Source organism: Bradyrhizobium sp. LTSPM299 (assembly GCF_000938235.1).
GTDB lineage: Bacteria > Pseudomonadota > Alphaproteobacteria > Rhizobiales > Xanthobacteraceae > Bradyrhizobium.
On sequence record NZ_JYMU01000007.1, the window covers coordinates 48,609 to 74,508 of the forward strand.

Annotated in this window: 33 protein-coding genes; 12 read left to right on the plus strand and 21 right to left on the minus strand. The window is 63.8% G+C overall.

Annotation, left to right across the window (positions count from 1 at the left end):
• Positions 1-29: 29 nt before the first annotated feature.
• The 3 genes from UP10_RS04695 (at position 30) to UP10_RS04705 (ending at position 1,516) form a co-directional block, all read left to right on the plus strand.
• Entirely contained in the window at positions 30-230 is a 201-nt protein-coding gene (locus UP10_RS04695; protein ID WP_044586229.1) for a hypothetical protein, read from the plus strand.
• A gap of 222 nt (positions 231-452) precedes the next feature.
• Positions 453-1,034, plus strand: coding sequence for a cysteine hydrolase family protein (locus UP10_RS04700; RefSeq protein ID WP_197086749.1), 582 nt, complete (start codon positions 453-455; stop codon positions 1,032-1,034).
• A 95-nt stretch (positions 1,035-1,129) separates the two neighbouring features.
• A complete protein-coding gene (locus UP10_RS04705) occupies positions 1,130-1,516 on the plus strand; it encodes a TfoX/Sxy family protein (RefSeq protein ID WP_044586230.1) in 387 nt (128 codons plus the stop codon).
• Between the two features lie 52 nt (positions 1,517-1,568).
• Here UP10_RS04705 and UP10_RS04710 read toward each other — a convergent pair whose 3' ends face one another.
• Together UP10_RS04710 and UP10_RS04715 are read right to left on the minus strand one after the other, a co-directional pair.
• The gene (locus UP10_RS04710; protein WP_197086743.1) at positions 1,569-2,333 is read right to left on the minus strand and encodes a dienelactone hydrolase family protein; all 765 of its coding nucleotides are present in this window, start codon (positions 2,331-2,333) and stop codon (positions 1,569-1,571) included.
• 48 nt (positions 2,334-2,381) lie between these two features.
• Positions 2,382-3,647 carry a serine hydrolase domain-containing protein gene (locus UP10_RS04715; RefSeq protein WP_245321660.1) on the minus strand — a complete coding sequence of 422 codons (1,266 nt, stop codon included), beginning with the start codon at positions 3,645-3,647 and terminating at the stop codon, positions 2,382-2,384.
• Between the two features lie 174 nt (positions 3,648-3,821).
• Between UP10_RS04715 and UP10_RS04720 the strand changes: the two genes are divergently transcribed.
• Genes UP10_RS04720 through UP10_RS04730 form a run of 3 tightly spaced genes read left to right on the plus strand, consistent with a single transcriptional unit; the run spans position 3,822 to position 5,302 of the window.
• Positions 3,822-4,127, plus strand: coding sequence for a hypothetical protein (locus tag UP10_RS04720; RefSeq protein WP_082076987.1), 306 nt, complete (start codon positions 3,822-3,824; stop codon positions 4,125-4,127).
• Positions 4,128-4,140: 13 nt separating this feature from the next.
• Positions 4,141-4,782, plus strand: a complete 642-nt coding sequence (locus UP10_RS04725; RefSeq protein ID WP_044586231.1) for a glutathione S-transferase family protein — start codon at positions 4,141-4,143, stop codon at positions 4,780-4,782.
• Between the two features lie 7 nt (positions 4,783-4,789).
• Positions 4,790-5,302, plus strand: a complete 513-nt coding sequence (locus tag UP10_RS04730) for a DUF1697 domain-containing protein (RefSeq protein WP_044586232.1) — start codon at positions 4,790-4,792, stop codon at positions 5,300-5,302.
• Here the strand turns inward: UP10_RS04730 and UP10_RS04735 are convergent.
• From UP10_RS04735 to UP10_RS04780, 12 genes are all read right to left on the minus strand, one after another.
• Positions 5,299-6,528 carry a threonine ammonia-lyase gene (locus tag UP10_RS04735; RefSeq protein ID WP_044586233.1) on the minus strand — a complete coding sequence of 410 codons (1,230 nt, stop codon included), beginning with the start codon at positions 6,526-6,528 and terminating at the stop codon, positions 5,299-5,301. The genes UP10_RS04730 and UP10_RS04735 overlap by 4 nt on opposite strands.
• 69 nt (positions 6,529-6,597) lie before the next feature.
• Positions 6,598-6,747 carry a hypothetical protein gene (locus tag UP10_RS43970; protein WP_156179668.1) on the minus strand — a complete coding sequence of 50 codons (150 nt, stop codon included), beginning with the start codon at positions 6,745-6,747 and terminating at the stop codon, positions 6,598-6,600.
• Between the two features lie 96 nt (positions 6,748-6,843).
• Positions 6,844-6,999 (minus strand): response regulator, encoded by a 156-nt coding sequence (locus UP10_RS04740; protein ID WP_156179669.1) that lies wholly within the window; start codon positions 6,997-6,999, stop codon positions 6,844-6,846.
• A gap of 54 nt (positions 7,000-7,053) precedes the next feature.
• Positions 7,054-7,458, minus strand: coding sequence for an aminoacyl-tRNA deacylase (locus UP10_RS04745; protein ID WP_245321661.1), 405 nt, complete (start codon positions 7,456-7,458; stop codon positions 7,054-7,056).
• A 146-nt stretch (positions 7,459-7,604) separates the two neighbouring features.
• Positions 7,605-8,345 (minus strand): di-trans,poly-cis-decaprenylcistransferase, encoded by a 741-nt coding sequence (locus UP10_RS04750; protein ID WP_044586235.1) that lies wholly within the window; start codon positions 8,343-8,345, stop codon positions 7,605-7,607.
• Positions 8,346-8,378: 33 nt separating this feature from the next.
• On the minus strand, positions 8,379-8,759 hold the full coding sequence (locus UP10_RS04755; protein ID WP_044536226.1) for a transcriptional regulator: 381 nt from the start codon (positions 8,757-8,759) through the stop codon (positions 8,379-8,381).
• The gene (locus UP10_RS04760; protein WP_044586236.1) at positions 8,746-9,363 is read right to left on the minus strand and encodes a hypothetical protein; all 618 of its coding nucleotides are present in this window, start codon (positions 9,361-9,363) and stop codon (positions 8,746-8,748) included. Before UP10_RS04760 ends, UP10_RS04755 begins: the two co-directional genes overlap by 14 nt.
• Positions 9,364-9,618: 255 nt before the next feature.
• Positions 9,619-10,356, minus strand: coding sequence for a DUF899 domain-containing protein (locus tag UP10_RS04765; RefSeq protein ID WP_044586237.1), 738 nt, complete (start codon positions 10,354-10,356; stop codon positions 9,619-9,621).
• Between the two features lie 18 nt (positions 10,357-10,374).
• Complete coding sequence (locus tag UP10_RS04770; protein WP_156179670.1) at positions 10,375-10,722, minus strand: SRPBCC family protein; 348 nt, start codon at positions 10,720-10,722, stop codon at positions 10,375-10,377.
• Positions 10,722-11,204 (minus strand): ArsR/SmtB family transcription factor, encoded by a 483-nt coding sequence (locus UP10_RS04775; protein ID WP_044586238.1) that lies wholly within the window; start codon positions 11,202-11,204, stop codon positions 10,722-10,724. The genes UP10_RS04770 and UP10_RS04775 overlap by 1 nt, the downstream gene beginning before the upstream one ends.
• An 86-nt stretch (positions 11,205-11,290) precedes the next feature.
• Entirely contained in the window at positions 11,291-11,605 is a 315-nt protein-coding gene (locus tag UP10_RS42795) for a DUF3551 domain-containing protein (RefSeq protein ID WP_502692164.1), read from the minus strand.
• 125 nt (positions 11,606-11,730) lie between these two features.
• The gene (locus tag UP10_RS04780; RefSeq protein ID WP_044586239.1) at positions 11,731-12,702 is read right to left on the minus strand and encodes a Bug family tripartite tricarboxylate transporter substrate binding protein; all 972 of its coding nucleotides are present in this window, start codon (positions 12,700-12,702) and stop codon (positions 11,731-11,733) included.
• Positions 12,703-12,872: 170 nt separating this feature from the next.
• Between UP10_RS04780 and UP10_RS04785 the strand changes: the two genes are divergently transcribed.
• Together UP10_RS04785 and UP10_RS04790 are read left to right on the plus strand one after the other, a co-directional pair.
• Positions 12,873-13,283 (plus strand): VOC family protein, encoded by a 411-nt coding sequence (locus UP10_RS04785; RefSeq protein ID WP_044586240.1) that lies wholly within the window; start codon positions 12,873-12,875, stop codon positions 13,281-13,283.
• A gap of 95 nt (positions 13,284-13,378) precedes the next feature.
• Entirely contained in the window at positions 13,379-14,959 is a 1,581-nt protein-coding gene (locus tag UP10_RS04790) for an AMP-binding protein (RefSeq protein WP_044586241.1), read from the plus strand.
• Between the two features lie 120 nt (positions 14,960-15,079).
• On the opposite strand, the gene UP10_RS04795 is transcribed toward UP10_RS04790, so the two are convergent.
• The 4 genes from UP10_RS04795 to UP10_RS04810 all read right to left on the minus strand — a co-directional run bounded on the left by UP10_RS04795 (position 15,080) and on the right by UP10_RS04810 (position 20,600).
• Positions 15,080-16,369 (minus strand): cytochrome P450, encoded by a 1,290-nt coding sequence (locus UP10_RS04795; protein WP_044586242.1) that lies wholly within the window; start codon positions 16,367-16,369, stop codon positions 15,080-15,082.
• A 153-nt stretch (positions 16,370-16,522) separates the two neighbouring features.
• A complete protein-coding gene (locus UP10_RS04800; RefSeq protein WP_044586243.1) occupies positions 16,523-17,620 on the minus strand; it encodes an HD domain-containing protein in 1,098 nt (365 codons plus the stop codon).
• Positions 17,621-17,826: 206 nt separating this feature from the next.
• A complete protein-coding gene (locus UP10_RS04805; RefSeq protein ID WP_044586244.1) occupies positions 17,827-20,112 on the minus strand; it encodes a xanthine dehydrogenase family protein molybdopterin-binding subunit in 2,286 nt (761 codons plus the stop codon).
• Positions 20,109-20,600 (minus strand): (2Fe-2S)-binding protein, encoded by a 492-nt coding sequence (locus UP10_RS04810; RefSeq protein ID WP_044586245.1) that lies wholly within the window; start codon positions 20,598-20,600, stop codon positions 20,109-20,111. Before UP10_RS04810 ends, UP10_RS04805 begins: the two co-directional genes overlap by 4 nt.
• 287 nt (positions 20,601-20,887) lie before the next feature.
• Here UP10_RS04810 and UP10_RS04815 point away from each other — a divergent pair, with 287 nt between their 5' ends.
• Genes UP10_RS04815 through UP10_RS04825 form a run of 3 tightly spaced genes read left to right on the plus strand, consistent with a single transcriptional unit; the run spans position 20,888 to position 22,748 of the window.
• Complete coding sequence (locus UP10_RS04815) at positions 20,888-21,676, plus strand: alpha/beta fold hydrolase (protein ID WP_044586246.1); 789 nt, start codon at positions 20,888-20,890, stop codon at positions 21,674-21,676.
• On the plus strand, positions 21,673-22,017 hold the full coding sequence (locus tag UP10_RS04820; RefSeq protein WP_044586247.1) for a hypothetical protein: 345 nt from the start codon (positions 21,673-21,675) through the stop codon (positions 22,015-22,017). The genes UP10_RS04815 and UP10_RS04820 overlap by 4 nt, the downstream gene beginning before the upstream one ends.
• Positions 22,018-22,073: 56 nt before the next feature.
• Complete coding sequence (locus UP10_RS04825) at positions 22,074-22,748, plus strand: dienelactone hydrolase family protein (RefSeq protein WP_044586248.1); 675 nt, start codon at positions 22,074-22,076, stop codon at positions 22,746-22,748.
• 150 nt (positions 22,749-22,898) lie between these two features.
• Here UP10_RS04825 and UP10_RS04830 read toward each other — a convergent pair whose 3' ends face one another.
• From UP10_RS04830 to UP10_RS04840, 3 genes are all read right to left on the minus strand, one after another.
• Positions 22,899-23,618 carry a polysaccharide biosynthesis/export family protein gene (locus UP10_RS04830; RefSeq protein WP_156179679.1) on the minus strand — a complete coding sequence of 240 codons (720 nt, stop codon included), beginning with the start codon at positions 23,616-23,618 and terminating at the stop codon, positions 22,899-22,901.
• Between the two features lie 153 nt (positions 23,619-23,771).
• Complete coding sequence (msrA, locus tag UP10_RS04835; protein ID WP_044586250.1) at positions 23,772-24,428, minus strand: peptide-methionine (S)-S-oxide reductase MsrA; 657 nt, start codon at positions 24,426-24,428, stop codon at positions 23,772-23,774.
• Positions 24,429-24,634: 206 nt separating this feature from the next.
• Positions 24,635-24,952: a hypothetical protein gene (locus UP10_RS04840; protein WP_044537787.1), complete on the minus strand. Its 318-nt coding sequence runs from the start codon at positions 24,950-24,952 to the stop codon at positions 24,635-24,637.
• A gap of 356 nt (positions 24,953-25,308) precedes the next feature.
• Here UP10_RS04840 and rpsT point away from each other — a divergent pair, with 356 nt between their 5' ends.
• A complete protein-coding gene (gene rpsT, locus UP10_RS04845; RefSeq protein WP_044537786.1) occupies positions 25,309-25,575 on the plus strand; it encodes a 30S ribosomal protein S20 in 267 nt (88 codons plus the stop codon).
• Positions 25,576-25,900 lie beyond the last annotated feature (325 nt).

Consider the following 25,900-nt stretch of genomic DNA (forward strand, 5'->3'; position numbering starts at 1 on the left):
GCGGTGGTGGCGGCGGACTGATCGGCTCGGTGCTGGCTCCGATCACCACCGCCGTTTCGGTGCTGAACGTCAACGCACTGAACAATGTGAACGTGCTGGGCGGCGGCGTGAATGTGCTGAACGGCAACAAGACCAACGTATCGGCAATCCTGCCGATCAGCCTCAAGAATACCAGCATCCTCTCTGGTATCCTTGGCGGCGGCCGCTCGCATGGCTGCGGGTGCAATTGAGCGGGATTGTCGGGAGGGCATCCAGGTGCCCTCCCCCACCCCGGCAAGCGAGAGCGCCGTCTGCATGCTCCTCGCCATTCAACGAATTTCACCGGCTTCACAGACATCCACAATCGCGGGGACTGCGCGCCGGGTTCCGAAGACGATTGGCGTGAACGATCTCCTCCTGGTCCAGCGATAGCATTTTGACCGGAGAGAACCAGGCTTCCATTCATGCAGGCAATGGGAACGCTCGATCTGTCCGCCGCCAGCTCCGCCCTGATCGTCATCGACGCTCAAGAGTCCTTTCGTCACCGGCCATACTTCTGCGACGAAGGCCTCGCGGCCTACATCGAGCGCCAACAGGCCCTCATCGATGGCGCAAAAGCCAAGGGCATTCCCGTCGTACAAATCTTTCATATCGAAGACAGTGGCGCCTTCTCCGAAGCGTCGGGTTTCGTGACCACGCTGGCGCCGCTGCAGCTCAAACCGGACGCGGTCTTTCGGAAGCGCCGCCATAGCGCGCTGGTCGGTACCGGTCTCGACGTCTGGCTGACGAGCAATGGTATCCGTCACCTGATCGTGTCCGGTATTCGCACCGAGCAGTGCAGCGAAACAACCACGCGGCATGCGTCGGATCTTGGCTACAAGGTGAGCTTTGTCAGCGAGGCGACGTTGACCTTCCCGATGACCGATGCAGAGGGACGTGTGTGGAGCGCCAGCGAGATTCGTCGTCGTACCGAGCTCGTGCTGTCCGGACGGTTTGCTCACATCGCAACGGTCACCGAGGTTCTCGCCGATCCCACGGAGCAGGTTGCCGCATGACGGCCACGCCGGGGTGTTTCACGTGAGCGGCGCTTGCTCGGCGTCGAGGTTCCGGCCATCATTCGGTCGGTTGTGATCGCCCGAGAGAACCGAGGATGGTTGCCAGCGACGCCTTTGCCGAATTCCTGCGCGAGCAGCTTGCGCCGCTCGGCCACGTCACGATGCGGCGCATGTTCGGCAAGTCCGGCGTGTTCTGCGACGGCGTGATGCTCGGGATGGTGACGGACAACACGTTCTATGTGCGGGTCGACGAGCAGAACCGCGAGACGTTCAAGGAGGCCGCGTCCAGCCCGCCGCTCAACTACGCGAAGCATGGCCACACCATCGATCTTGCATTCTGGCGCGTGCCGGACCGGCTGTTCGACGAAACAGACGAATTCGTCGCATGGGCGCAAGCTGCGCTTGCAGCCGCGCACCGGGTTGCCGCGAAGCGAGACCGGCCGTCGCCGCCGAAACGAAAAACACCCGCGAAATCGAGGTAAAGCGGGACTCCATCGCGGTCATGCTTCGCGCACCAAAGACGGACGGTCGCGCTCAAGCCGCGGTCAGGCGGGACTGGAAGAAGCCGATCACGCGGCTGATCGCATCGGCCGTCATCGGATCATTGTCCGCGAAGTCGAAGCCGTGGGCCTTGCCCGGATATTTGACGAACTCCGCCGGCGCGCCGACCGCCTTGCCCAGCTTGACGAGCGCTTCGCCGCTTGCGAGCGGCACGTTGCGGTCGGCCTCGCCGTGCAGCTCGATCAGCGGCGGCAAATGCTTCACGTCAGGTGCGATCTTCTCGGGCATGCCGCCGTAGAGCACGGCCAGCGCAGACACGCGCGCATCGCGCGCCGCCGCTGCCGCTGCAACGTAGCCGCCCAGCGAAAAGCCGAGCAGACCGATCCGGCCCGAACTGTCCGCGCCTGCCAGCACCGCGGTCAGCACGGACGAGACGCGCCCGGCCCAGGCCTCGAAGCGCCCGGTCTCGTAGGCCTCGCGGCTCTCGCGCGTGTGCAGCGTCTCGAAGGCGTGCTCGTCGGCCGGGGTGTAGTAGCGGACCAGATAGGCGTCGATGCCATCAGCGGTCAGCGCGTTGGCATAGCGCTCATAGGCCGGCAGCCTGAGATCGAAGCCGCGCGAGCCGTGCAGGAGAAGCACGGCAGGGCGCTTGCCGGCGTGCGCCGAAGCATACCGGCTCAGCGCAACGCGGCCGTCGCCGACCTCGACACTGAGCTTTTCCGTCGCCGCCGCCAGCGGACGGGACGCTGCAACGCAGGCAAGACCGCCAAGCAGGCTTCTTCGGCTGAGTGTGTGCACTAAGACCTCGATCGGACTGCGCAGTTCAAGGCTGCGTTGTCAGCCATATCACGTCGCAACGTACGCCCGGTAGAGCGCGCGCTCGAACGCGCGATAGGCCGCAAGCGCATGCGCATCGGCAAAGGGCAGGATCTGCATCATGATCACACCGGCAAGGCCGGACGCCGGGTCGATCCAGTAGTAGGTGTTGTAGAGGCCGGCCCAGGTCAGGCTGCCGGCCTTGCGGCCGCCGGAAACGGGATCGAGGTTGATCATGTGGCCGAGGCCCCAGCGCAACCGGACCCCCGGAAAGAAATCGACATCGTTCGAAATGGCCGGATTGGTCGTCTTCATCACGCCGGCGTCGAGATTGCCGATCTGGTTATCAGCCATCATCGCCACGGTCTGCGACCGCAGGATCGATGTACCACCTAAGCTGCCGCCGTTCAGGAGCGTCTGCAGCAAGATGAGGTAGTCAGCCGCGGTCGAATAGATACCGCCGCCACCGGAGAACGTCCTTGGCGCGGTGTGTTTCTCCAGCGGTTGCGGCACCAGCGTGCCGTCGTTCTGGCGGACATGCAGATGCGCCTCGCGGGCGCGCTGCTGCTCGGTGATCGTGAAGCCGGTATCGTTCATGCCGAGCGGACCGAGGATGTGATCGCCGAAGTAGCGGTCAAGCGTCAGCCCGCTTGCGATCTCCACCAGCCGGCCGACCCGGTCGAGGCTTCCGCCGTAGGCCCAGCCTCTGTCGGGATCGAACATCAGCACGCTGCGCGGCAGCGCCGGGTTGGATCGCGCGGCCCGGAAATAGCGTCCGACATCGGCATCCCATAGCGGATAGCTGAAGCCCGACGTATGCGACAGCAGGTTGCGCAGCGTGATCGGCGTTCGCGCCGGTCGCAGTTGCGGGGTGCCCTTGGCGTCGAAGCCGGTGAGAACCAGTGGCGCGGCCAGCGTCGGATCGATATTGGCCGCGGGCTCGTCGAGCTTCAGCCGACCCTGCTCGACCAGCTGCAGCGCCGCAACCGAGGTCAGAAGCTTGACCATCGAGGCGATGCGAAACACGGTATCGATGGACATTTGCGCGCCCGCGCCTTTCGCGCGAACGCCGAACACGCCCTGATAGATCGTGGCCCGCGCGCTGGCCGCCATGGCGACGATTCCGGGCACCTCCCCGGCATCGACGCGGGCCCGCAATGCCGCGTCAATGTCGCGGCTTTGCCGCAAGGCGCGGAGCGGGCCTGAGACCGCCACGGGCGCATTGGCCATCGTGGCCGCGGCGGCGATCGCCGCCGTGCGCAGCATCATATCGCGCCGACTGAACCGCGCTACCATCCGCAGGGCCACTCCCCTCTGGCCCGGCCGGTTATGCCGGAGCGCCCGGCTCGATACAATCGCCGACCGCAAGGACCACATGTTCAAACCGCGCCGGGTGCGCTAGTGATAGCTCCCTTCACAGATCCGTGCGTCCGTCCCGGCGCACATTATCCAGTCAATGAGTGGACCTGAATGGCCGAAGCCGACCTCGACGCCGTCATCCGGCAAACCGCAAGAACACAGACCAAGGCCGTGATGGCGGCCGCGAAGAAGCGCCAGGCCGTGTGGGTGGCGCGCGCCGCCAAGGCCAAGGACAAGGACGCCAAGGCGCGCTTCCGCTTCCTCGCCAAGAGCACCCTGCTGAACGCGACCGTAACAGCCAAGCGCCTGCAGAACTCGGCCGAGAACGCCGCCGACGCTTATGCTCGCGCCATGAAGAAGGCAATCGAGGAGCCGATGCCGGTGAAGAAAACAGCCAAGAAGACCGCGGACGCCTGAGAAAGGAAGCTCCATGCTCACGGTCCATCATCTCGGCAAATCGCAATCGGAGCGGATCGTCTGGCTGTGCGAGGAGCTGGAGATCCCCTATGAGCTGAAGCACTATGCGCGCGATCCCGTCACGATCCTGGCGCCGGCCGACTACAAGGCGCTGCATCCGATCGGCGCCGCGCCCGTTATCACCGATGGCGACCTGGTGCTGGCCGAGTCCGGCGCCGTGGTCGAATACATCATCGCGAAATATGGCAACGGACGGCTGGCCGTGAGGCCCGATCATCCCGACTTCGCGCCATTCCTGTACTGGTTTCATTTCGCCAACGGCACGCTGCAGGCCCAGATGGGCCGCAACATGATCCTGAACCGGCTCAACCTCGCGGCCGACAATCCGATGCTGGTCGCGACCAAAGCGCGGCTCGACCGTTCCTTCGAACTGGTCAACGCGCGCGTGCGCGACGCAAACTATCTCGCCGGCGACGAGTTCACGTCGGCCGACATCATGATCGGCTTCTCGCTCACGACGATGCGCTATTTCCTGCCCTACGACTTCGAGCGCTGTCCCGACATCAAGGCCTATCTCGGCCGCATTGCCGCGCGCCCGGCCTACCGGCGCGCGATGGAGAAGGGCGATCCCGGCATGGCGCTGCTGCTGACGTGAGGCCCTGATGCCCCGTTATGTCGCCCTGCTGCGCGCGGTGAATGTCGGCGGCACCGGCAAGCTGCCGATGACCGAGTTGAAGGCGATGTGCGTCGGCGAGGGCTTCGGCGAGGTCCAGACCTATATCGCCAGCGGCAATGTGGTGTTCTCCTCGAATCTCGGCGCGGCGAAGGTCAAGGCGGCGCTGGAGAAGCGGTTGCACGCCTATGCCGGCAAGCCGGTCGGCGTAGTGGTCCGGAGCGCGGACGAGATCGCCGCGGTACTGAAGGCCAATCCGTTTCCGAAGCAGCCGCCGAACTGGACGGTCGCGATCTTTCTCGACGAGCCGCCGGCCAAGGACGCTTTGAAGGACATCAAGGGCCAGCAGGACGAGCAGGTCCGGCTCGGCAAGCGCGAGATCTATGTCGCCTATGGTAGCGGCATCGGCCGCTCAAAGCTGAAGATCCCCGCGGCCATCAACGGCACCGCGCGCAACATCAACACGATCGCCAAGCTTGCGGAGTTGGTGGCGGGCGACTAACCGCCCCGCACGGTAAATCCCGCTGCACCGAGTTTCGTCAGCACGTCTTCCAGATGCGCGCGGTCGCGGGTCTCGATCACGAGCTCCAGCAGCGTCGCCTTCGCCGGCAGGTCCGAGAAGGTGCGCTGATGCGAGACCTCGATGATGTTGGCGCCAACCTCGGCGAGCAGGACCGACACCGCCGCGAGCTGTCCGGGCCGGTCGACGATGTCGAGCGCAAGCTGGGTCAGCCGGCCCTCGCGCGCGAGCTCGCGGGTCAGCACCGAAGCGATCAATCGCGTGTCGATATTGCCGCCGGTCAGCACCAGGCCGACTGAGCGGCCGGCAAAGCGTTCCGGTGCTGCGAGCACGGCGGCAAGCCCGGCAGCGCCGGCGCCCTCGACCACGGTCTTCTCGATCGAGATCAAGGTTGCGACCGCGCGCTCGATCTGGTCCTCGCTGACCAGCATGATGTCGTCGACCAGGTCGCGGACGATTGCCCTGGTGATCTTTCCGGGCGCCTTGACCGCGATGCCCTCGGCGAGCGTGTCGCCGCGCATCGGCAATTGCTCGCCACGGATCGCGTTGTACATCGACGGATAGAGTTGCGCCTGCACGCCGACGATGCGTATCGACGGTTTCAATGCCTTCGCGGCGGTCGCGATACCCGAGATCAATCCGCCGCCACCAATCGGCACAACCAGCACATCGAGCTCGGGCACCGCCTCGAGCATTTCGAGCCCGATCGTGCCCTGGCCGGCAATGATCAGGGGATCGTCATAGGGATGGACCAGAGTGAAGCCATGCGCCGCGGCATGCGACCTAACGAATGTGGCGGCCTCCTCCAGCGTCCGTCCGGTGATGATGACCTCGGCGCCGTGACGCCGTGTGTTCTCGATCTTCACCATCGGCGAACCGACCGGCATCACGATGGTGGCGGGAATGCCGAGGCGTTTCGCGTGATAGGCCACGCCCTGAGCGTGATTACCGGCCGACATCGCGATCACGCCGCGCTTGCGCTCCTCCGGCGACAGCGCCTGCAGGCGGTTCAGCGCGCCACGCTCCTTGAAGGTCGCGGTGAACTGCAGGTTCTCGAACTTCAGGAACAGACGGCAGCCGCAGATCTCGCCCATCGTGCGGCTTTCATTGCACGCCGTGACCATGACCGAATCGCGGATGATAACCGCGGCCTGGCGTACATCGGCGAGTGTCACGGTGGCTTGGGCGGTATCGGGGAGGTGCGGCATCGGATAGCTTCGCTTTCGACCGTTTCGGAAAGCGAAGCCTACCGGCTTTTGCGGGTAAAAACGACTGTGCTATCGCGCGGTCAGCGCCGCTTCCGCTGCCTTGGCCGGCTCGGAGCGTTCAATCTCATCGCATTTCGGGCATACCAGCGCGGTGCGAAAATGCTTGTCGAGCACAATGGCTCGCGTTCTGCCGCACTGGCAGCGCATCGGCTTGTCCATGAGAGATCGACCCGATTTCAAAATCAATGAAGCGTGCGCTTAGCTACCCCGGTCCGGTTAACCTAAGATGACTCGCAGCCGAAAAACCCATAAGGCTCAAAAGAAGGCCCAGCTGAGATCGATGCCATAGCTGGCCCTGAGCAGCGCAACGAATAGGGCGGCAAGAGCGAGCAACAGGAGTTGCCGGACAATATTGATTTGAAGCGAATTGGCAGGAAACGCGCGTGCAATCGATTGAGTCAAAGCAGTCATTTGCGACCTCCGAAGCAATACCCCAGATGTAGGTCGCGCCTGACGCTGCGAGGTTCAGCGGTGCTCGGAGAACGGCCGGCGACGGCCGGGTTCCCTGCGCACAATTTGCGGCCTCGTGCGATTCTTGAAGCGGTGACCAACCACGATCAGTGCACCTTGCACGTGGGTCGACGTCTCTGGTGGCGGCTCGGGCGGCAAATTATCCTGTGTCACGGCTTCCAGCGCATGCAGGAACGCGCGGCCGGCCAGTGTGATCTCCCAGCCTTCGGCATCACGCAACACGTAGCCATTGCCAAAGATGTCGATATCGGGAACCCGCGACGCCAGGCGCTTGATCCGCGCCTGCCAGTCCGCGCCGCTCGATGCGAGAATTGCGAGATCGTGTTTGAGGGACTCGAGCGTGGCGCGGCCGCTGCCGTGACTGGCCAATACTTTCAGAATCGCAACCTGTATGCTCACTCACGCCTCGACCGCCACGGTTCTTTTTGTTCTGCGCAGCCAGTGCGGAAGCTATCGCGCTGATGACTCCACCGTCCAGTCGCGGACCGCAGTTATCCAGAGTTCAGGCAACGGTATGTGCTTACGCAGGCGTGGCGATCATCGCTCTAGAGATTCGGAACGGCCTCCGGTGCGATCGACGTCAGCCCGCCGAAGCGGCGCTCGCGGCGATGGAAGGAGGCCAGTGCATCGGCGAGATCGTCGGTATCGAATTCGGGCCACATCCGCTCGGTGAAATGTAGCTCGGCATAGGCGCCCTCCCAGAGCAGGAAGTCCGACAGCCGCTTCTCGCCCGAAGTGCGGATGATGAGATCGACGTCGCGCAGACCGGTTTCGCCGGTGATGAGATCGGCAAAAGCCTCGCGGCTGAGCGGGCCTGTACTTGCCGCCCGCACCGCCGCGTTCAGGATCGCGTCGCGCGCCGAATAGTCGATCGCGATACGCAGATGGAGCGTGGTGCCGTCGACGGTCGCGGCTTCGGCGCGCGCGATGGCGTTGGCGATGCCGTCAGGCAGGCGGTCGCGGCGGCCGATCACGGTGAGACGGACGCCGTTGCGCACCAGCGCGTCGATCTCGTTGGCGAGATAGAACCGCAACAGCGTCATCAAGGCGGATACCTCGGCCCTTGGACGCCGCCAATTGTCGCTGGAGAACGCGTAAAGTGTCAGCGTGCCGACGCCTTGGTCTGGCGCCGCCTCGACCACGCGGCGGATCGCCTCCACCCCGGCCTCGTGCCCGCGCAGTCGCGACAGGCCGCGCCGCGTCGCCCACCGGCCATTGCCGTCCATGATGATGCCGACATGCAGCAGCGCGGCAGAGTCCTGGTCGGGCGAGAGCTCACTTTGCATCACAAAGTCTCCGGTCAAAAAAATGCATGGGAATCAGGCTGGCAGGATGCCGAGCCGCGTGGCCGTGCCGGCGTCCTTGCCGGCGGCCTTCGCGGCATCGCGCACCAACTGCTCGAGCACGGCGAGATAGTCGAGGAAGCGGCGGCGGCCTGATTTCGTCAGACGGCAAGTGGTATGCGGGCGATTGCCCTCATAGCCCTTGATGACGTCAACCAGGCCGGCCTCCTGCAGCACCTGCAGGTGCCGGCTGAGATTGCCGTCGGTCAGGCCGCAAAGCTGCTTGAGATCGGCGAAGGCCAGGCCCTTCGGATGGGCCATCAGCGAGGTCAGCAGTCCGAGCCGCGCCTTCTCGTGGATGACGCGGTCGAGGCCGTCATAGGCGAATGGCGCACTGGTCGCGTCAGTCTTCGGCATCATTGTCTCCGGAAGCGAAATAAAGCAGCGCGGCGAGCAGGAGCTGGCCGATCGCGAACGGCAGCCCCATGGTCCAGGGCGACAGCGCGTGAGTCTGGCTTGCGATCAAGAGCACCGTGAAGCCCGAGAGGAAATACCAGGCGCCGCCGAACGCGATCGAGCGCGGCAGCAGACGGACCGACGCGAACACGCCGAGGCTGACCAGCACCTGCCACAGGCCCGGCAACATCCACAATGTCTCGGGCGCGAATTTCCATTGCAGGATCGCAAGCAGCACGCCGGCAACCGCGGCCGGCAGGAACTGCTCGATCGCCTGCTGCACCATCGCGTCCGCCAGGCCGGAATGATGCCGCCGTGAGCGCGCCTGCATCTCGATCCAGATCAGCACGGCAGACAGCAGAGCTGCCGCGGCCCAGCCGGCGAGGAAGGCGATCGGATGCGAGGTGGGATCGTCGAGCCAGAGGTGCTGCGCCAGTACGGCGACGAGCGCGATGCCGCTGGTGGCGGCGACGGTGGCCGGACCATAGCCGCGGAACGCGGTTCCCGCCGCAATCTGGCTGCGGATCGCGAGGATATCAGCCAACGCCTTGTCGAGGTCGCGCATTTTTCCGCTCGAACTTTGTATTGCAAAGTATACGGGATCGCCAAGTGAAAGCAAGTCGCATCGCGGTGCGTCCGTATCAAGATGTTTAAGAGAAAGTTACCACACGGATGGGGCTTCCCACCTGATGCATTCCGATATTGTGCTTGCTTCCGTCATTGCGAGCGCAAGCGAAGCAATCCATCTATCCACGCGCAGAGACATGGATTGCTTCGTCGCTAGCGCTCCTCGCAATGACGGTGGCTGGCGCGCGACGCGTCAGCTATGACAACAGGATGCCTGAACTGGTGCCGGTTGGTACTGGTCCCGCAGTCTTACCCAATCCATCGGATAGGGCAGCCCCTCTTCGTGGCGCCCGAGCGGCGTCAGGTCGAGATATTGGTAGGCGGCGTTCATCATGTCGAGGCCGCGTGCAAAGGTGGAGTAGGTGTGGAAGACGTCACCGGTCTCGTCGCGATAGAACACGCTGATGCCGGGCAACTCGTCGCCATACGGCGGCGTGGTTCCGAAGTTGTAGCGCGCCTCGCCCTTGTCCATTTGCTCACGGCTAAACGAGACGGCGTAATCGAAGTTGAACTCGTTATTCCCCGATGAGACCCAGTCGAAGGTCCAGTCCATCCGCCTCTTGAACGCCTCGAGCTTCGCCAGCGGCGCGCGCGAGATCGCGGCCATCGTGGTATCGCGCGCGGCAAGATGCGCCACCGTGCGATCGAGACCGTCGGCCCAGAACGAACAGTGCTTGCAAGCCGCGTCCCATTCCGGCGCGAACATGATGTGCTGCACGACGAGCTGCGGCCGGCCCTTGAACAGCTCGCCAAGGGTGATCTCGCCTTTGGGCCCGTCAAAGACATAGTCCTTGTCGACCTTGACCCAGGGAAGCTCGCGTCGTTCGCGGCTCAGCGCTTCACGGGCCTGAGTGAACTCCTTCTCACGGACCATCAGGTCTGTGCGGGCCGCGACCCACTCCTCGCGCGAGACGATCTTGTGCGGTTGCATGGTATGCCCCTTCCGTATTCAGGCTTCGACGAAGCTTTCAAGATTGCCGAGGAACTCGGTCCAGCCGCGCTCGTGGTTGTCGCGGGCGGTCTCATCGACGAACTGGGCGTGATGGAAGGTGAGCAGCGTGCCGCCGGCATCAGGCTTGATCGACACCGTTACCAGCGACTCACGTTCCGGCGTCGAATGCCAGGCCCAGCTGAACACCAGACGCTCGTTCGGCACCACCTCGCGATAGACGCCACCAACCTCGTGATGTTCGCCGTTCGAGCCCGTGAAGCTGATGCGGTAACATCCGCCGACGCGGACATCGAGCTCCGCATGCGCCGAGCCGGGCTTGATCTGCCCGGGCCCGAACCACTGCACTAGGTTTTCCGGATCGGTCCACGCGGCGTAGACTTTTTCGGGCCGCGCGCGGAGACGCCGCGTGAGGGTGAGACTTGGGCGCGTGGGATTTGGGCGCGCGGCGAGGCCGGCGCCGGCTGCGACGGCAGATTTGTTGGCGGATCTGTTGGCCATGGGTCGTCCTCCACAAAGGCGGCAAGGCGGTCGAGATTGTCGGACCAGAATTGCGCATAGTGATTGAGCCAGTTCATCGCCTGCTCCATCGGCCGGGCGGTGAGCCGGCACGCCACCGTGCGGCCAGTCTTTTCGCGTGCGACCAGGCCGGCATCCGAGAGCACGTCGAGATGCTTCATGATCGCGGGCAACGACATCGCAAACGGCTGGGCGAGCTCGCTCACCGACAGGCTCTCCTGCTCACCGAGCCGGGCCAGAAGGGTCCGGCGGGTCGGGTCGCAAAGCGCTGCGAAGGTGCGGTCCAGCGTCTCGTCCAGATACTTAACCATAAGGTTTAGTATAGCCGCAAGCCGTGTGGCGTCAAGGCCGCGGCTTCACGATCGCGTCAATGCCACGGAATCAGAGATTCACGCACTTAGTGCCGATGGACGTGTCGGTGTCGTCGCCGATGCGGTTGCGGCAGGGACTGAAACTGAGACTGCTCGCGAAACAGGAAGCGAGGGTTTTCCCCGCAGGCGAGGTACTGGCCTGACACACTTGCCTCGCATTGTTCAAAGGTTTGATACATGCATTCACCGGGATAACCCCAGCTCGGGCCTTGCGCGCACCACGGATAATCATTGGGATCGGCCCAAGCGGGAGCGATGTTGGCGACGCCGGTGAGCATCATCGCCCCCAATGCGAGCACGGCCAGTCGCGATAGACGCATGATCGAATCTCCCGCTCTCATGGCGCCGCAACAGATAGCGCGGCACGCGAGGTAAAGTTTCCGGTGTGACGTTTTATTCCGCTGTTGGCGGATTCGAGCAATGCCGCATCATCTCGCGGCATCACGATCACGTGCGGCACCGTAGCCTATTCGACCTTGAGCCCGGCGAATTCGACCACTTTCCTCCACTTGTCGGTCTCGGCCTTGATGTCGTTGCCGAAGGCTTCCGGCGTCTGGATCAAGGAGTCGCCGCCAAGCTCGACCAGGCGCTTCCGCATATTGGGCTCGGCGAGGACGGCGTTGATCTCGGTGTTGAGCCTCGCGATCAGTTCCTTCGGCGTATTCTTCGGCGCCCCCATGCCGAACAGCGCGCTCGCCTCATAGCCCTTCACGGTTTCGGCGATCGCCGGCACGTCAGGCAGTTGCGACGAGCGTTCCGACGTCGTCACGCCGAGCGCGCGCAGCGAGCCGGCGCGGATGTGCTGGATGATCGAGGGCATGTTGTCGAAGATCACCTGCACCTGGCCGCCGAGCATGTCGGTGATCGCAGGTGCCGCGCCGCGATACGGCACGTGCTGCATCTTGCAGCCGGTCATCGACATGAACATCTCGCCGGAGAGATGCACCGAAGTACCGTTACCGGAAGACGCCATGTTCACCTTGCCGGGATTGGCCTTCACATAGTCGATGAACTCGGCGACGGTCTTGGCCGGCACGTCCTTGGCGACCGTCATCACGTTCGGCACGCGGTTGAAGGAGGCGATCGGCGCGACGTCGCGCACGAAATTGAACTTCAAATTCGTGTAGAGCGAAGCGTTGATGTAATTGGCCGGATTGACCAGCAACACCGTATAGCCGTCCGGCTCGGCGTTGATTGCCGCTTCGGTGCCAATGTTGTTGCCGGCGCCCGGCTTGTTCTCGACCACGAATTGCTGCCCGAGCTTCTCCGACAGCCGCTGCCCGATCAGGCGCGCAATGATGTCGGTGGCGCCGCCCGGCGGATAGCCGACGATCCAGCGCACCGGCCGCGCCGGATAATCGGCTGCGGACGCCCGGCCGATCGCGAGTGTCGAAATCCCCGATCCGATCAGGCCCAGCGCAGTGCGGCGTGAGATCATGAAGTTTGCTCCCGATGCGGCAGGTTTGCCCCCTGCCCGTTGCTGTTGAATTGCGCGCGCCGGCATTTTAACAAACAAAGCCTGTTGCGGCCAGTGCGACACATAAGCAGCCGACCGCGACGAAAGGCTAAGCTTTCGCTAGAAAACGCTCTCAACCGAAAGAAGTGATCATGGCTGTCAAGGTGAATTCGCTCGACCATCTCGTGATCAATGTCGCCGACGTCGCGCGTTCGGTTGCCTGGTACAGCACGATCCTCGGCATGGAGGTGAAGGTGTTCGATCCTGGCGCAGGCAAGACGCCGCGCACCTCGCTGGTGTTCGGCAACCAGAAGATCAATGTGCGGCCGCGCGATGCCGACAAGGTCGAGTGGTTCACCGCCGATCACGAGATGGCCGGCAGCGACGATCTCTGCTTCCTGACCTCGAGCACGCCAGATCAGGTCGTTGCACATCTGAAGGCCAATGGCGTCGCGATCGAGGAAGGCCCGGTGGCCAAGCAGGGCGCCCGCGGCACGCTGCGCTCAATCTATTGCCGCGATCCGGACGGGAGTCTGATCGAGATTTCGTCGTATGCGGACTGATTGCTGACGCGTGGCATTTGCCCGCCGCGCGATCCGATGGCACAAAGGCTCCCGACAACAAGCAAGCAGCCGCTGAAGCTGCGCGGGGAGGACACATGACCAATTCGAAGGCCGCGCGGGGCATCGTGGGACCGTTCGCCGGGCTCGACGTGCCGTGGCTGCTCCGGATGCGCGCCGAGGTGCGCCGCGATCATCCATTCCTGATCTGGGCGCCGTTCGATGCGCCGGCGCGGCGCTGGTCCTACGGCGAATTCCATGAGCGGGTCGGCGCGCTGGCGGCCGGACTTGCCAAGCGTGGCATCAGGCAGGGCGACTACGTCCTGATCCATCTCGACAATTGCATCGAGGCTGTGCTGTCGTGGTTTGCCTGCGTCGAGCTCGGCGCCATAGCGGTCACCACCAACACCCGCTCGGCGGCAGCCGAGATCGAGTATTTTGCCGGCCATTGCGGCGCAGTCGCAGCCATCACCCAGCCGGCCTATGCCGAACTGATATCGGCCAATTGCAAGGGGCTGCGTTGGATCGCCGTGACCTCGCATGACGCAGGGCAAGCGCCCGTGCAGGCGCCATCGCGCGGCAACAGCTTTGAATCGCTGTTTGCCGATAGCGCCGACCCGCCGCGCCGCGCGACCGATCCGCTCGCACCGTGCAGTGTGCAATATACCTCCGGCACGACGTCGCGGCCGAAGGCCGTGCTGTGGACGCATGCCAACGCATTGTGGGGCGCCAAGATCAACGCCGCGCACCAGGACCTGCACGCATCAGACGTGCATCAGACTTACTTGCCGCTGTTTCACACCAATGCCCTGGCCTATTCGATGCTGGCATCGCTGTGGGTTGGGGGATCCTGCGTGATCCAGCCGCGCTTCTCGGCGAGCCGCTTCTGGCCGGTGGCGCTGGAGCATGGCTGCACCTGGACCTCGACCATCCCGTTCTGCATGAAGGCGCTGCTCGAGCACGAGGTCCCCAGGGATCACAAATTCCGGCTCTGGGGCACCGCAGTGAACGACCCGCCGCCGTTCGCGGTGTTCGGCGTCAAGATCATCGGCTGGTGGGGCATGACCGAAACCATCACCCATGGCATCATCGGCGAGGTCGACCAGCCCAACACGCCGATGTCGATCGGCCGGGCCGCGCCAGAATACGAGATCCGCATCACCAACGACGACGGCACACCGACCGGCGTCGGCGAGACCGGCAACCTGCTGATCAAGGGCGTTCCGGGCCTGTCGCTGTTTGCCGAATATCTGCACAACGAGAAAGCCACAAGCGAAAGCTTCGACGAGCACGGCTATTTCATCACCGGCGATCGCATCACCCTGCTCGATCGGGGCTACCTCAAGTTCGGCGACCGCGCCAAGGACATGCTGAAGGTCGGCGGCGAGAACGTCGCGGCCTCCGAGATCGAGCAGGTGATCGCGGTAGTACCGGGAGTGCGCGAGGCCGCGGTGGTCGCAAAGAAGCACCCGATGCTGGACGAAGTGCCGGTCGTCTTTATCATCCCGCAGGCCGACGTTGCCGCATTGCCGGCCGACCTGCACGACAACGTCATGACCGCCTGCCGCGCTGGCCTCGCCGACTTCAAATTGCCCAGGGAAATCCGCTTCGTCGACGAGATGCCGCGCTCGACCCTGGAGAAGGTGGCGAAGGCGGAGTTGCGGAAAATGCTGGAGTGACCGTACACGCGTAGGGTGGGCAAAAGCGAAGCGTGCCCACCATTCACGGCAGTGCTCTCGATGGTGGGCACGTCGCTGCGCTCCTTTGCCCACCCTACAAGGCTCGCAACGACGCGGAAACTAATTCACCTCGAACCGGATCGGAAGCCTCTTCGGGCCATTGACAAAAGTGGCCTGAGTCATCTTCACCTCGCCGTCGAGCGACAGCGACTTCAGCCGCGGCAGCAGCTCCTCGAACAGGATACGCATTTCGAGCTTGGCCAGATACTGGCCGAGGCAAAGATGCGCGCCATAGCCGAACGCGACGTGGCGGTTGGGCCTGCGGTCGCCGCGAAAGCGATCGGGATCCTCGAACACGTCTTCGTCGCGATTGCCTGAGGCGTAGCACAGCATCAGCCAGTCGCCTTTCGCGATCCTGCGGTCGCCCAATTCCGTATCCGCGGTGGCCGACCGCATGAAATGCTTGACCGGCGTCATCCAGCGAATCGCCTCGTCGACCAGGCCCGCGATCAATTCCGGATTGGCTTTGACCCTGGCAAACTGATCCGGGTCTTCGGCCAACGCCCAGATCGCGCCGGCTGTCGAGGACGACGTGGTGTCGTGGCCCGCTGTCGCGACGATCATGTAATAGCTGGTGACATCATGCTCAGGCATGTAGTCGCCGCCGATCTTCGCGTTGGCGATGACGGTGGCGAGATCCTCACGCGGATTGCGGCGGCGATCCTCGGTGATGGCGCGGAAATAGGCCGAGAAGTCAGCGACCACCGCCTGCATCATCGCGGAAAACTGCTCGGCGCCCAGCGCCTCGCGGCTGCGCGCCGTGTCGGGATCCTGCGGGCCGAACAGCTCCTGGGTCAGCTTGAGCATCCGCGGCTCGTCCGCTTCGGGAACGCCGAGGATCTCCATAATGACATGCAGGGGATAGCCGAGCGCGACGTCCTCAACAAAATCGCAGGCTCCGCCCTTGTCGAACATGCGCTGCACCGTGGCGCGCGCGATCTCGCGGACGCGGCTTTCGAACTTGCCGAGATTGGCCGGCATGAACCAGCCCTGCGTCAGCGCGCGATATTTCGGGTGATCGGGCGCGTCCATCTGCACCAGCGAGCGCACCAGATTGGGCCCGCCGGTGATCTTGCGGACCCGCTCCTCGAGCGCCTGCGTGGTCAGCGTGGTGGGGCGGTCGGCATTGTGGAACAGCTCGTTCTGTCGGCTGATGGCCAGGATATGGGCGTGCTTGGTCACCACCCAGAACGGATCGAACCGCTCGGGGCGCGCGATGCCGAGCGGGTTGTTGGCGCGGAGCCAGCGATAGCTGTCGTGGATGCGATGGTCGGCGTAAGCCGCGGGATCGACGAGGGTGGCCGCGATGTCGGCGGGGATGTCGAGATCCCCGGTCGCTGTCGTATTCATGCGTCGTCCTCGCCGCCTGGCAGTCATCGGTCACGCCGATGATCGCCGCAATCTAGGCGGAGGCAAGGACGGGGACTTGCGTTGAATGGCTAGGGCCGATCGACCGTCATTCAGGGGCGATGCGAAGCATCGAACCCGGAACGACAGAGAAAATCAGTAATGCCCGAACGCCACCGGGCGGAAGGCCTGCAGCAATTGCTGGTCGAGCTTGCCGCTCATTTCTTCCATCATCGTGAACGCCTTGGCGTGGGTGAACTGCAGCCGGTAGGCGCGCTTCTCCACCAGCGCGGCATAGACGTCGACGATGGTGGTGACGCGGACGATGTCGCTGATCTCGTCGCCGCTGAGACCGTTGGGATAGCCGGTGCCGTCGAGGAATTCGTGGTGATGCAGGATCACGTCGAGCATTTCAGGCGGAAAGCCACCCTGCGCCGACAGCGCCTCGTAGCCGCGGCGGGGATGCTCGCGCATCTCGTCCATTTCCTCGACCGTCAGCTCGCCGGGCTTGTCGAGCAACGCGACCGGAACGAAGGCCTTGCCGACGTCGTGTAGCAGTGCGGCGCGGGCGAGCCGGCGCTGGTCGTCATCGCGCATGCCAAGATGTTGCGAAAACGCCACCGCAAAGCCGGTCACGAACAGGCAATGGCGATAGGTTTCGACGTGATGACAGCCGACGGCGGTCAGCCATTCGCGCAGAGAATTGTGCTTGATCGCCTTGAGGATCTTGTTTTCGGCCGCGATGATATCATCGAAGGTCAGCGGTTCGCCGGCCGGTATCCGCTCGAACATCTTGACCATCACCGCGTGTGCAGCCTCGACGCCGCGGTTGAGCGCCTTGCCGCGGTCGGTCTCGTCATAGCCGCTGTCGTCGGGGAATGCGGCGCGGATGCGCTGCAGGATGCCGCGCGCGTCGAACGGCCGCGAGATGGTGTCGGTGGCGCCGAGCGCCCAGGCCTGCATCGAGGCGTGGTGCAGCGCGTCCGCCAGCACGAACAGCCGCGGCATCTCGCGATAGGCCTCGGCCTGCAGCTTGGAGCGGACCAGTTGCACGCTTTCGGGGGAGCGCAGATTGATGTCGACCACGATGCCCGAGAGATCGCGGGCGGGCTGCTCGGGAATTTCCGACGTCAGGATGGTATCGACCTCGCCCACCGACCGCAGGATGCTGGCGAGCTCGTTGCTCTGATCGCTTCGGTCCGACGCCAGCAACAAGCGGCGCTTCGAAGTCTTGTTGTTGGCTAAGGCTGTCATGAAATCCCCGTCGCGGTAACGCCCGACAGCCGGACGCTACCGGACGATGCGTTCCCTCGGGCTTAATGGGGATGCTGAACGGCGGTTGAGCGGAATGGATACAATTTGAGGAACCGTGGAATCCTGCAGCAAAATCAGGCATGGTCGAAAAAATCCGCCGGAGAAAATCTCCGGCGGAACACTATTTTTGATGAGGCGAAAGGCGGTTATGCCTTCATCGCCGCCTTCACCGCATCCGCCGTGATCGGCAGCGCGCGGACGCGAGCGCCGACCGCGTTGAAGACGGCGTTGCCGATCGCCGGCGCCACCACCGTCACCGCGGGCTCGCCGACGCCGGTCGCCTTCTCGCCATTGGCGATGATGTTGACCGTGACTTCCGGCATCTGGCTCATCCGCAACGGCGTGTAGGTGTCGAAGTTGGTCTGCTCAATGCCGCCGTCTTTCAACGTCGCCTTCTCGAACAGCGCCAGCGACATGCCCCACAGCGCCGCGCCCTCGACCTGGGCACGGATGTTGTCGGGATGCACCTGGGTGCCGACATCGGTCGCGACCGTCAGCTTCTTCACCGTCACCTCGCCCGATGGCGCGACAGCGACATGGGCAACGCAGGCGGTCCAGCTGGCGGTGGCACGCTCCTGCGACGATACGCAGGCGACGCCCATGGCTTCACCCTTCGGCAGCTTCTTGGTGCCGTAGCCGGCGAGACCCATCGCGGCGAGAAGCGTGTTACGCAGCCGCTGCGCGCCGCCGTCGTTCTTGCCCTTACCATCGAGCAGTTCGACGCGGAACAAGGCCGGATCCTTGCCAGTCGCATGCGCGATCTCGTCGACCATGCTTTCGATCGCCCAGAAGGTCCAACCCGGGGCCACCGAACGAAGCTGACCCGACGGGGTGGCATTGTGCGCCATCTCGTTCTTGATCGCCCGCACATAGTGGTTGGGCACGGTGTAGAAGAAGTCCGCACCATTGACCGTGAAGGCGTCGAGCGGTCCCTTCTTGTCGACCGAGGGCGACAGGAAATCGGGGATTCCCCAGCGCTGGGTCGGCCAGGCCGAAACCACGTCGTGACTGAGCGCGACGAGCTTGCCGTCGCCGTCCAGGCCGGCCTTCACTTTCTGCAAGGTGAGCGGACGCGAGAAATCCATCGTCATGTCATTTTCGCGCGTGTAGATCACCTTGACCGGCTTGCCTGTGGCTTTCGCCGCCTGCACCGCCGGCACCATCATGTCGGCGTCGAGACGCCGGCCGAAACCGCCGCCCAGCCACATCTGGTGCATCACGACATATTTCGGATCGAGCCCGGCGGCGCCGGCTGCGATCGCGCCAGAGCGCGTCGCGAACTGGTTGCCGGAATAGATGTGCAGGATGTCGCCCTTGAACTCCGCGGTGGCGTTCATCGGCTCCATCGGCGCGTGGATGTTGATGCTGGTGGTGTACTCCGCCTCCAACACCTTGGCCGCCGTGCCGAACGCCGCGTTCGGATCGCCGTCCTTGACGAAGTACTCGCCGGAATCGCTGAGGGCTTGAAGCCGCCTGGCTTCGGTCTGCAGCGACTCGCTCGACAGCTTCGCGTTCGGACCGCCGTCATAGGCGATCTTCAGCGCATCCGCTGCCTTGCGGGCATTTGAGTAGGTGTTCGCGACCGCGACCACCCAACCCGTCGTGGTTGCGGTCTTGTCGTCCAGCGTCACGGCCTTGACGAAGCCCGGCACCTTCTTGGCCGCGCTGTCGTCGACCGATTTCACCGTGGCGCCGTAGCGCACCGGCGGGGTCACCAAGGCGCCGTACAGCATGCCGGGCAGCATGACGTCGATGCCGTATTTCGCGGTGCCGTTGGTCTTGGAGGGGATGTCGAGCTGCGGCACCGAGACGCCGATCATGGTGTATTGATCTGGCGTCTTGAGCTTGATCGCCTTGAGGTCATCCGGTGTGAAGGTCTTGGTCGCCTTGCCGCTCTTCACCACGTCGGCGAACGACATCGACTTCTTCGACTTCGGATGGCTGATGGTGGAATCGCGGACCACCAGCTCGGCGGCAGGCACGCCCATCGCGGCGGCTGCCGCTTCGGTCAGTGCCATGCGGCCGGCCGCGCCAGCGCGGCCCATCGCATCGAAGTTCATCATCGTCGACCAGCTGCCGCCGGTGATCTGCGCACCGAGGACAGGGTCGTTGAACTTCGGATCGTTGGAGGCGAGCTGAACGCGCATGTCCTTCCAGGACACGCCGAGCTCTTCGGCCACGATCTGCGCCATGGTCGAAGCGATATGCTGGCCCATGTCCGCCTTGCCGCAGGTCACGGTGACGAGACCATCGGGGGCGATCGCGTACCAGACGCTCGGCTCGAAGTTCGTCGGCGCCGCGGCAAGTGCCTGATCGATGCCGGGAACGGCCGCGTAGCCGAGCACGAGACCGGTTGCAGCGGTGCCGACCAGGAAGGAACGGCGGCTGAGATCAGCTTGTGTGCCTTGTGGGGTTTTCACGTGCGTATTCATGTGGGTCTCCGCTCGCTGCCGGTGGCTGATGCCGTGCGCATATCGGCGGCGGCGCGCATGATCGCCTTTTGAATTCGCGAATAAGTCATGCAACGGCAGAGATTGCCGTCCATGTGCGCGACCACTTCCTCCTTGGTCGGGTTGGAATTCTTCGACAGCAGCGAAGCCGCCTGCATGATCTGGCCGGACTGGCAGTAGCCGCATTGCGGGACCTGCTCGGCGATCCACGCCTTCTGCAAGGGATGATCGCCCTTGGCGGAGAGGCCTTCGATGGTGGTGATCTTCTTGCCGACGGCGTCGGAAACCGAGGTCTGGCAGGACCGCACCGCTTCGCCGTTGAGGTGGACCGTGCAAGCGCCACAGAGACCCGCGCCGCAACCGAACTTGGTGCCGGTCATCTGCAATTGCTCGCGGATGACCCAAAGCAGCGGCGTGTCGTTGGCCGCCTCGACGGACATATTCCGTCCGTTGATATTGAGATTAGGCATCTCTCTCCCCTTCCGGTGTATGAAGCCACTTACGGCGGCTGCTCACTGTTGGGTCATGGCTGGCGCCCACCGGGTAAGCGACAGTTGCCAAGACAATGATCCGGTTACCGCTTGGAGGCAATTCAATTTGGAACCGTTCAAAGATAATAAATTTTCTGATATGCCTGTTGTGCGCTGCGGCAATTGCATGAAGCTTTTGAAATACCAGTATTGATGCCCTATCGATGGCTCCTACCAAGGTCGGTAGTGCTGCCGAACAGAACATCGACACAACAAGGAGCCTTTGAATGGCCAAGCTCGACCGTGGCGGCGTCAATATCCACTACGAGGTCTACGGCAGCGGCCCGCCGCTGATTCTCACCCACGGCTATTCATCGACCTCGGCGATGTGGCAGGGCCAGGTTGAGGCATTGTCGAAACATCACAGGCTGGTGCTGTGGGACATGCGCGGCCATGGGCTATCAGACTATCCCGACGATCCCGCCGCCTACAGCGAGGCCCTGACGGTCGGCGATATCGCAGCCCTGCTCGATGCTGAAGGCGCTGAGACAGCGATCGTCGGCGGCTTGTCGCTTGGCGGTTATATGTCGCTGGCCTTCCATCGCGCCCATCCGGAGCGGGTGCGCGCGCTCTTGATCATCGACACCGGCCCGGGATTCAAGAAGGACGATGCCCGCGATATCTGGAACAAGCGTGCCCGCGACACCGGCGACCGGTTCGACCGCGAAGGGCTGGAGGTGCTGAGGACGTCGAGCGCGGAGCGCGCCTCGGTCAGGCATCGTAATGCCAGTGGTCTGGCACTCGCTGCACGCGGCATGCTCGCGCAGCGCGACGCGCGGGTGATTGAATCGCTGCCCGACATCAGGGTGCCGTCGCTGGTCGTGGTCGGCGCCGACGACACCCCGTTCCTGGCTGCCTCCGACTACATGGCTGCAAAGATTCCCGGCGCGCAGAAGGCGGTGATCCCGAACGCCGGCCACGCCGTCAATATCGACCAGCCGCAGGCCTTCATCGATGCCGTGCTGCCGTTCCTCGATCACCTTGCGGCCGACGCGCCGGGAAAGACTGCGTCATGAAGACTGGTGTCATTGCTTTGTTGCTGGCCGCAGGCGCAACGGCAGCCGCTCACGCCGAGAGGCTGCCGCCGTTCGGCGGCACGGCCACGCGCCCATTCACCGGGACACTGTCGAACAACACGCCGCTGGTGTTCGGCATGGGCGTCGATGATGCCCAGCACGCGCTCGGCACGCCCTTCACCTATGTCAGCGGACGGTCCGGCGAGGAGGTCTTCCTGACCTTCCGCGACCTCGGCGGCAGCGGGCTGTTCCCGCATCATGACCGGCTCTATCTGCAGTTCCGCAAGGGCTGGCTTGCCGGCTGGAAGGGCGACTGGGGCGAGAACTGGATGTGGCGATAGACGTTACGCTATCGCCAATATTCCTCATGCAACCACCACCAAGAATGGGATGACCCATGGGACAAGATATCAAGCTCACCGCTTCGGACGGTTTTGAACTCGGCGCCTATCGCGCCGATCCTGCCAGTGCGCCCAACGGCGCTGTTGTCGTGATCCAGGAGATTTTTGGCGTCAATCACCACATCCGCTCGGTCTGTGATCGGCTGGCGACGGAAGGCTATGTCGCCGTCGCACCGTCGATCTTCGACCGCATCACACCGAACTTCCAGTGCGGCTATTCGGGGGATGAAATCGCCCATGCGCGAAAGTTCGTCGCCAGCCCGGACTGGGCCGCGATGCTGCGCGACACCCAGGCGGCGATCGAGGCGGTGAAATCGGTCGGGCCGGTCGGCATCATCGGCTTCTGTCTCGGCGGCAGCATCGCCTATGCGGCCGCTACCAAGCTGGCGGGGCTCTCGGCCGCGGTCGGCTATTACGGCGGCGCGGTCGTGCGCTTCGCCGACGACAAGCCGACCGTGCCGACGCAGCTGCATTTCGGCGAGAAGGATTCTGGCATTCCCTTGAGCGATGTCGAGACCATCAAGTCGAGGCGGCCCGAGGTCGAGGTCTTCATCTATCCCAATGCCCAGCACGGCTTCCATTGCGACGAGCGCGCCAGCTACGACAAGGCCAGCGCCGACATCGCCTGGCCGCGCAGCCTGGCGTTCTTTGGGAAGCATTTGAAGAAGTAAGACGGATTCGGGCCTTTCCGCTTCGTCATTCCGGGGCGCGCGACGCGCGAACCCGGAATCCATCCATCCACGCGCCCTGCGGCGAAATGGATTCTGGGCCTGCGCCTCGCGGCGTATCCCGGAATGACGCGTGGGGAGATACTGCCTGGTCTAAAACCAGCGCTCGCCGACGAACACGGTGTCGCCAGGACTCATTGGCGTGCCCAGCGGCACCACGAAGCGGCCGGCGCCGCCGGCATCGGTGTGCGTCAGCGTGACGCTGTCGCGCCGGGCGCGTGGCGAGAAGCCGCCGGCAATCGCGACTGCGCTCTCGACCGTCATGTTGGGCACGTAGGGATATTGGCCGGGGGCTGCGACTTCGCCGAGGATGAAGAACGGGCGATAGGACTCGATCTCGACCGCCACCGACGGCTCGCGGATGAAGCCGTTGCGCAGCTTTGCCGCGATCTCGCCGGCGAGCCCGGCCGGCGTGCGGCCGCGCGCCGGCACCGAGCCGATCAGCGGCATGGTGATCGAGCCTGCGGCATCGATCGCATAGGTGTTGGTGAGGCCTTCCTGGCCATAGACCACGACGCGCAGCTTGTCGCCGGCGTCGAGATGATAGGCATTGTCGTAACGGGCCGCTTCGACCGGCGCGGCATAGACCACCGGGGCGGCGGCGGGCCCAGCATAATAACCGCGAGGGGAACCGGCAAAGGCCGAGCGCAGCGCGCTGATCGCACCGCCGCCGCCTGCATCCGCGACCGGACTTGGTGCGTAGGTTCCCGGCGCGTAGGTCTGACCATAAGCGACGGAATCGAGATCACCTTGCGGCGCGACCGCAACCGGACCGGCCGTGCTCATGCAGCCCGACAATGCGAGCGCCATCATGACGGCAGTGATCGGCAATCGTAACGCGTGCACAACCCGCACCGGACCATCCCTCAAAGCGAGACAGTCCTAGTCTTGCACCGGTTATGGTTAATAAACGGTTTTCGGGAAGGGGACCCCCCCCCCGCCCCGCTCTCGCGGGGAGAGAAAAGCCTAGGCGGTGACGCCAACGCCGATCGGGCAGGACACGCCGGTGCCGCCGAGCCCGCAATAGCCCGCCGGATTCTTGGCGAGGTATTGCTGGTGGTAGTCCTCGGCGAAGTAGAACTCGCCGGCTGGCGCGATCTCGGTGGTGATGGCGCCAAGGCCCTTGGCGGCGAGCGCCTTCTGATAGGCGGCCTTCGAGCTATCTGCGGCTTTGCGCTGCGCATCGTTGAACGTGTAGATCGCGGAACGATACTGCGTGCCGATGTCGTTGCCCTGGCGCATGCCCTGGGTCGGGTTGTGGTTCTCCCAGAACGTCTTCAGCAGCGTCTCATAGGAGATCTTCTTCGGATCGAACACGACCAGCACCGCCTCGGTGTGGCCGGTGCGTCCCGAACAGGTCTCTTCATAGGTCGGATTCGGCGTGTGGCCGCCGGCATAGCCGACCGCAGTCGTATAGATGCCGTCGCCGAGTTCCCAGAACTTGCGCTCCGCGCCCCAGAAGCAACCGAGCCCGAACACCGCCTGCTCGAGGCCTTGCGGATAGGGCGGCTGCAACTTGCTGCCATTGACGAAATGCGTGGTCGCGGTCGGAAGCGGCGTCGCGCGGCCCGGCAGCGCCTCGGCGGCGCTCGGCAACGCGGTGGTCTTGCGCATGAACAACATGGACACCCTCCAGGCGGAACATCGGCCGACGCGGCAACAGCCTGCGGGCCGGTTGCCACCTATATATGTCTTTACGCGAACATTGGCAGCCCCGTTTCGGACGGCTGCGGGAGCGTTTTCGAGCGAAAGCCTGCCCCACACTTGATGCGCGGTGGATATCGGTTCGCGCAAAGAAAACGCGTCAAAACAATAATCCAGAACGCCGGTCAGTCGCGGGCGTAGCCGATCAGCGGCTTCCGCGGCCGGAATAGGAGCATCAGCAAAATGCCGGCGATGCCGAGCACGGCGAACACCGGCTGATCCAGGATGATCCTGATCACACTGTTCCAGAGCCACGGCGCGTGGCCCTCCACCCAAATGCGGAACGCCTGCTGGCTGGACTGGTGGATGTCATTCCAGAACTGGCCGAACCGGGTGAACCGCAGGCTCTGGTCGGCGACATAGCGGGCGCCGTCATAGACCATGAAGATGAATCCGCCGGCCAGCAGCAGAAGGCCGATCAGACGGAAAAAACCGCGGATCATGCGTCACCCAAATTCCCTGTCGCGCCCCACGCGCCGCCAGCCCTTACCGGGCGCCTCCCGGAAATTCAACCTCTTCAGCACCTTATCTGGCCGTCGCGGGCCCAATTTCGGGCCGTTTTTGGGCCTGGAAAGCGTTGACGCTGCACCCTGCGCCATCTATAAGACCGGCCAATGGCGGCGGGCGCAATCCTGCCGCCGCTGTTCTTTGGACAGTGCTGCAGGTGGGAGCATGGATTTGCTCCCTGGCATGGCCGCCTCGGAACACCCTTGGACAATACACACGAGTAGAGACTTGAACCGGCCGGTGCGCGCGAGCCCGACCACCGAGCGATCACCGCCGAAGGACAGTTGAGACCATGGCCAATACCACTTCCGCCAAGAAGGCGACCCGCAAGATTGCCCGCCGCACCATCGTTAACAAGTCGCGCCGCACCCAGATGCGTGGCGCGGTCCGTACTGTCGAGGAAGCGATCAAGACCGGCGACCGCGCTGCGGCGTTGAAGGCGATGACGCACGCCGAACCCGAACTGATGAAGGCAGCGCAGCGCAACATCGTTCACAAGAACCACGCGAGCCGGAAGGTATCGCGACTGTCGGCAGCGATCGCGAAGCTCGCGAAGTAAGCTGACGGAAAAGAACACTCGTCACGAAGCCCGGCGCAAGCCGGGCTTTTTGTTTTTTAGCGGTGGAATAGTTTTATCTCGCAAGACTGGCGTCGTTGCTGCGCGACGAACTGCGTGTCATGCTTCGCTTGTCCGTAGTTCTACCGGACGCCGTTTCGCGCGACGCGCGCGTCGATGATCTCGCGCTAAGCAACGCAAATGGAATAGCGCGGAGCTTCGCCAGCGGCGAGGAGTTACCCTGCAAAAGTAATCGTGAAAAATCACGCTTCGCGAGTTACTTATGCACATAGCACTCGACAGCGATTGGAATATCGACCGTCGCGAG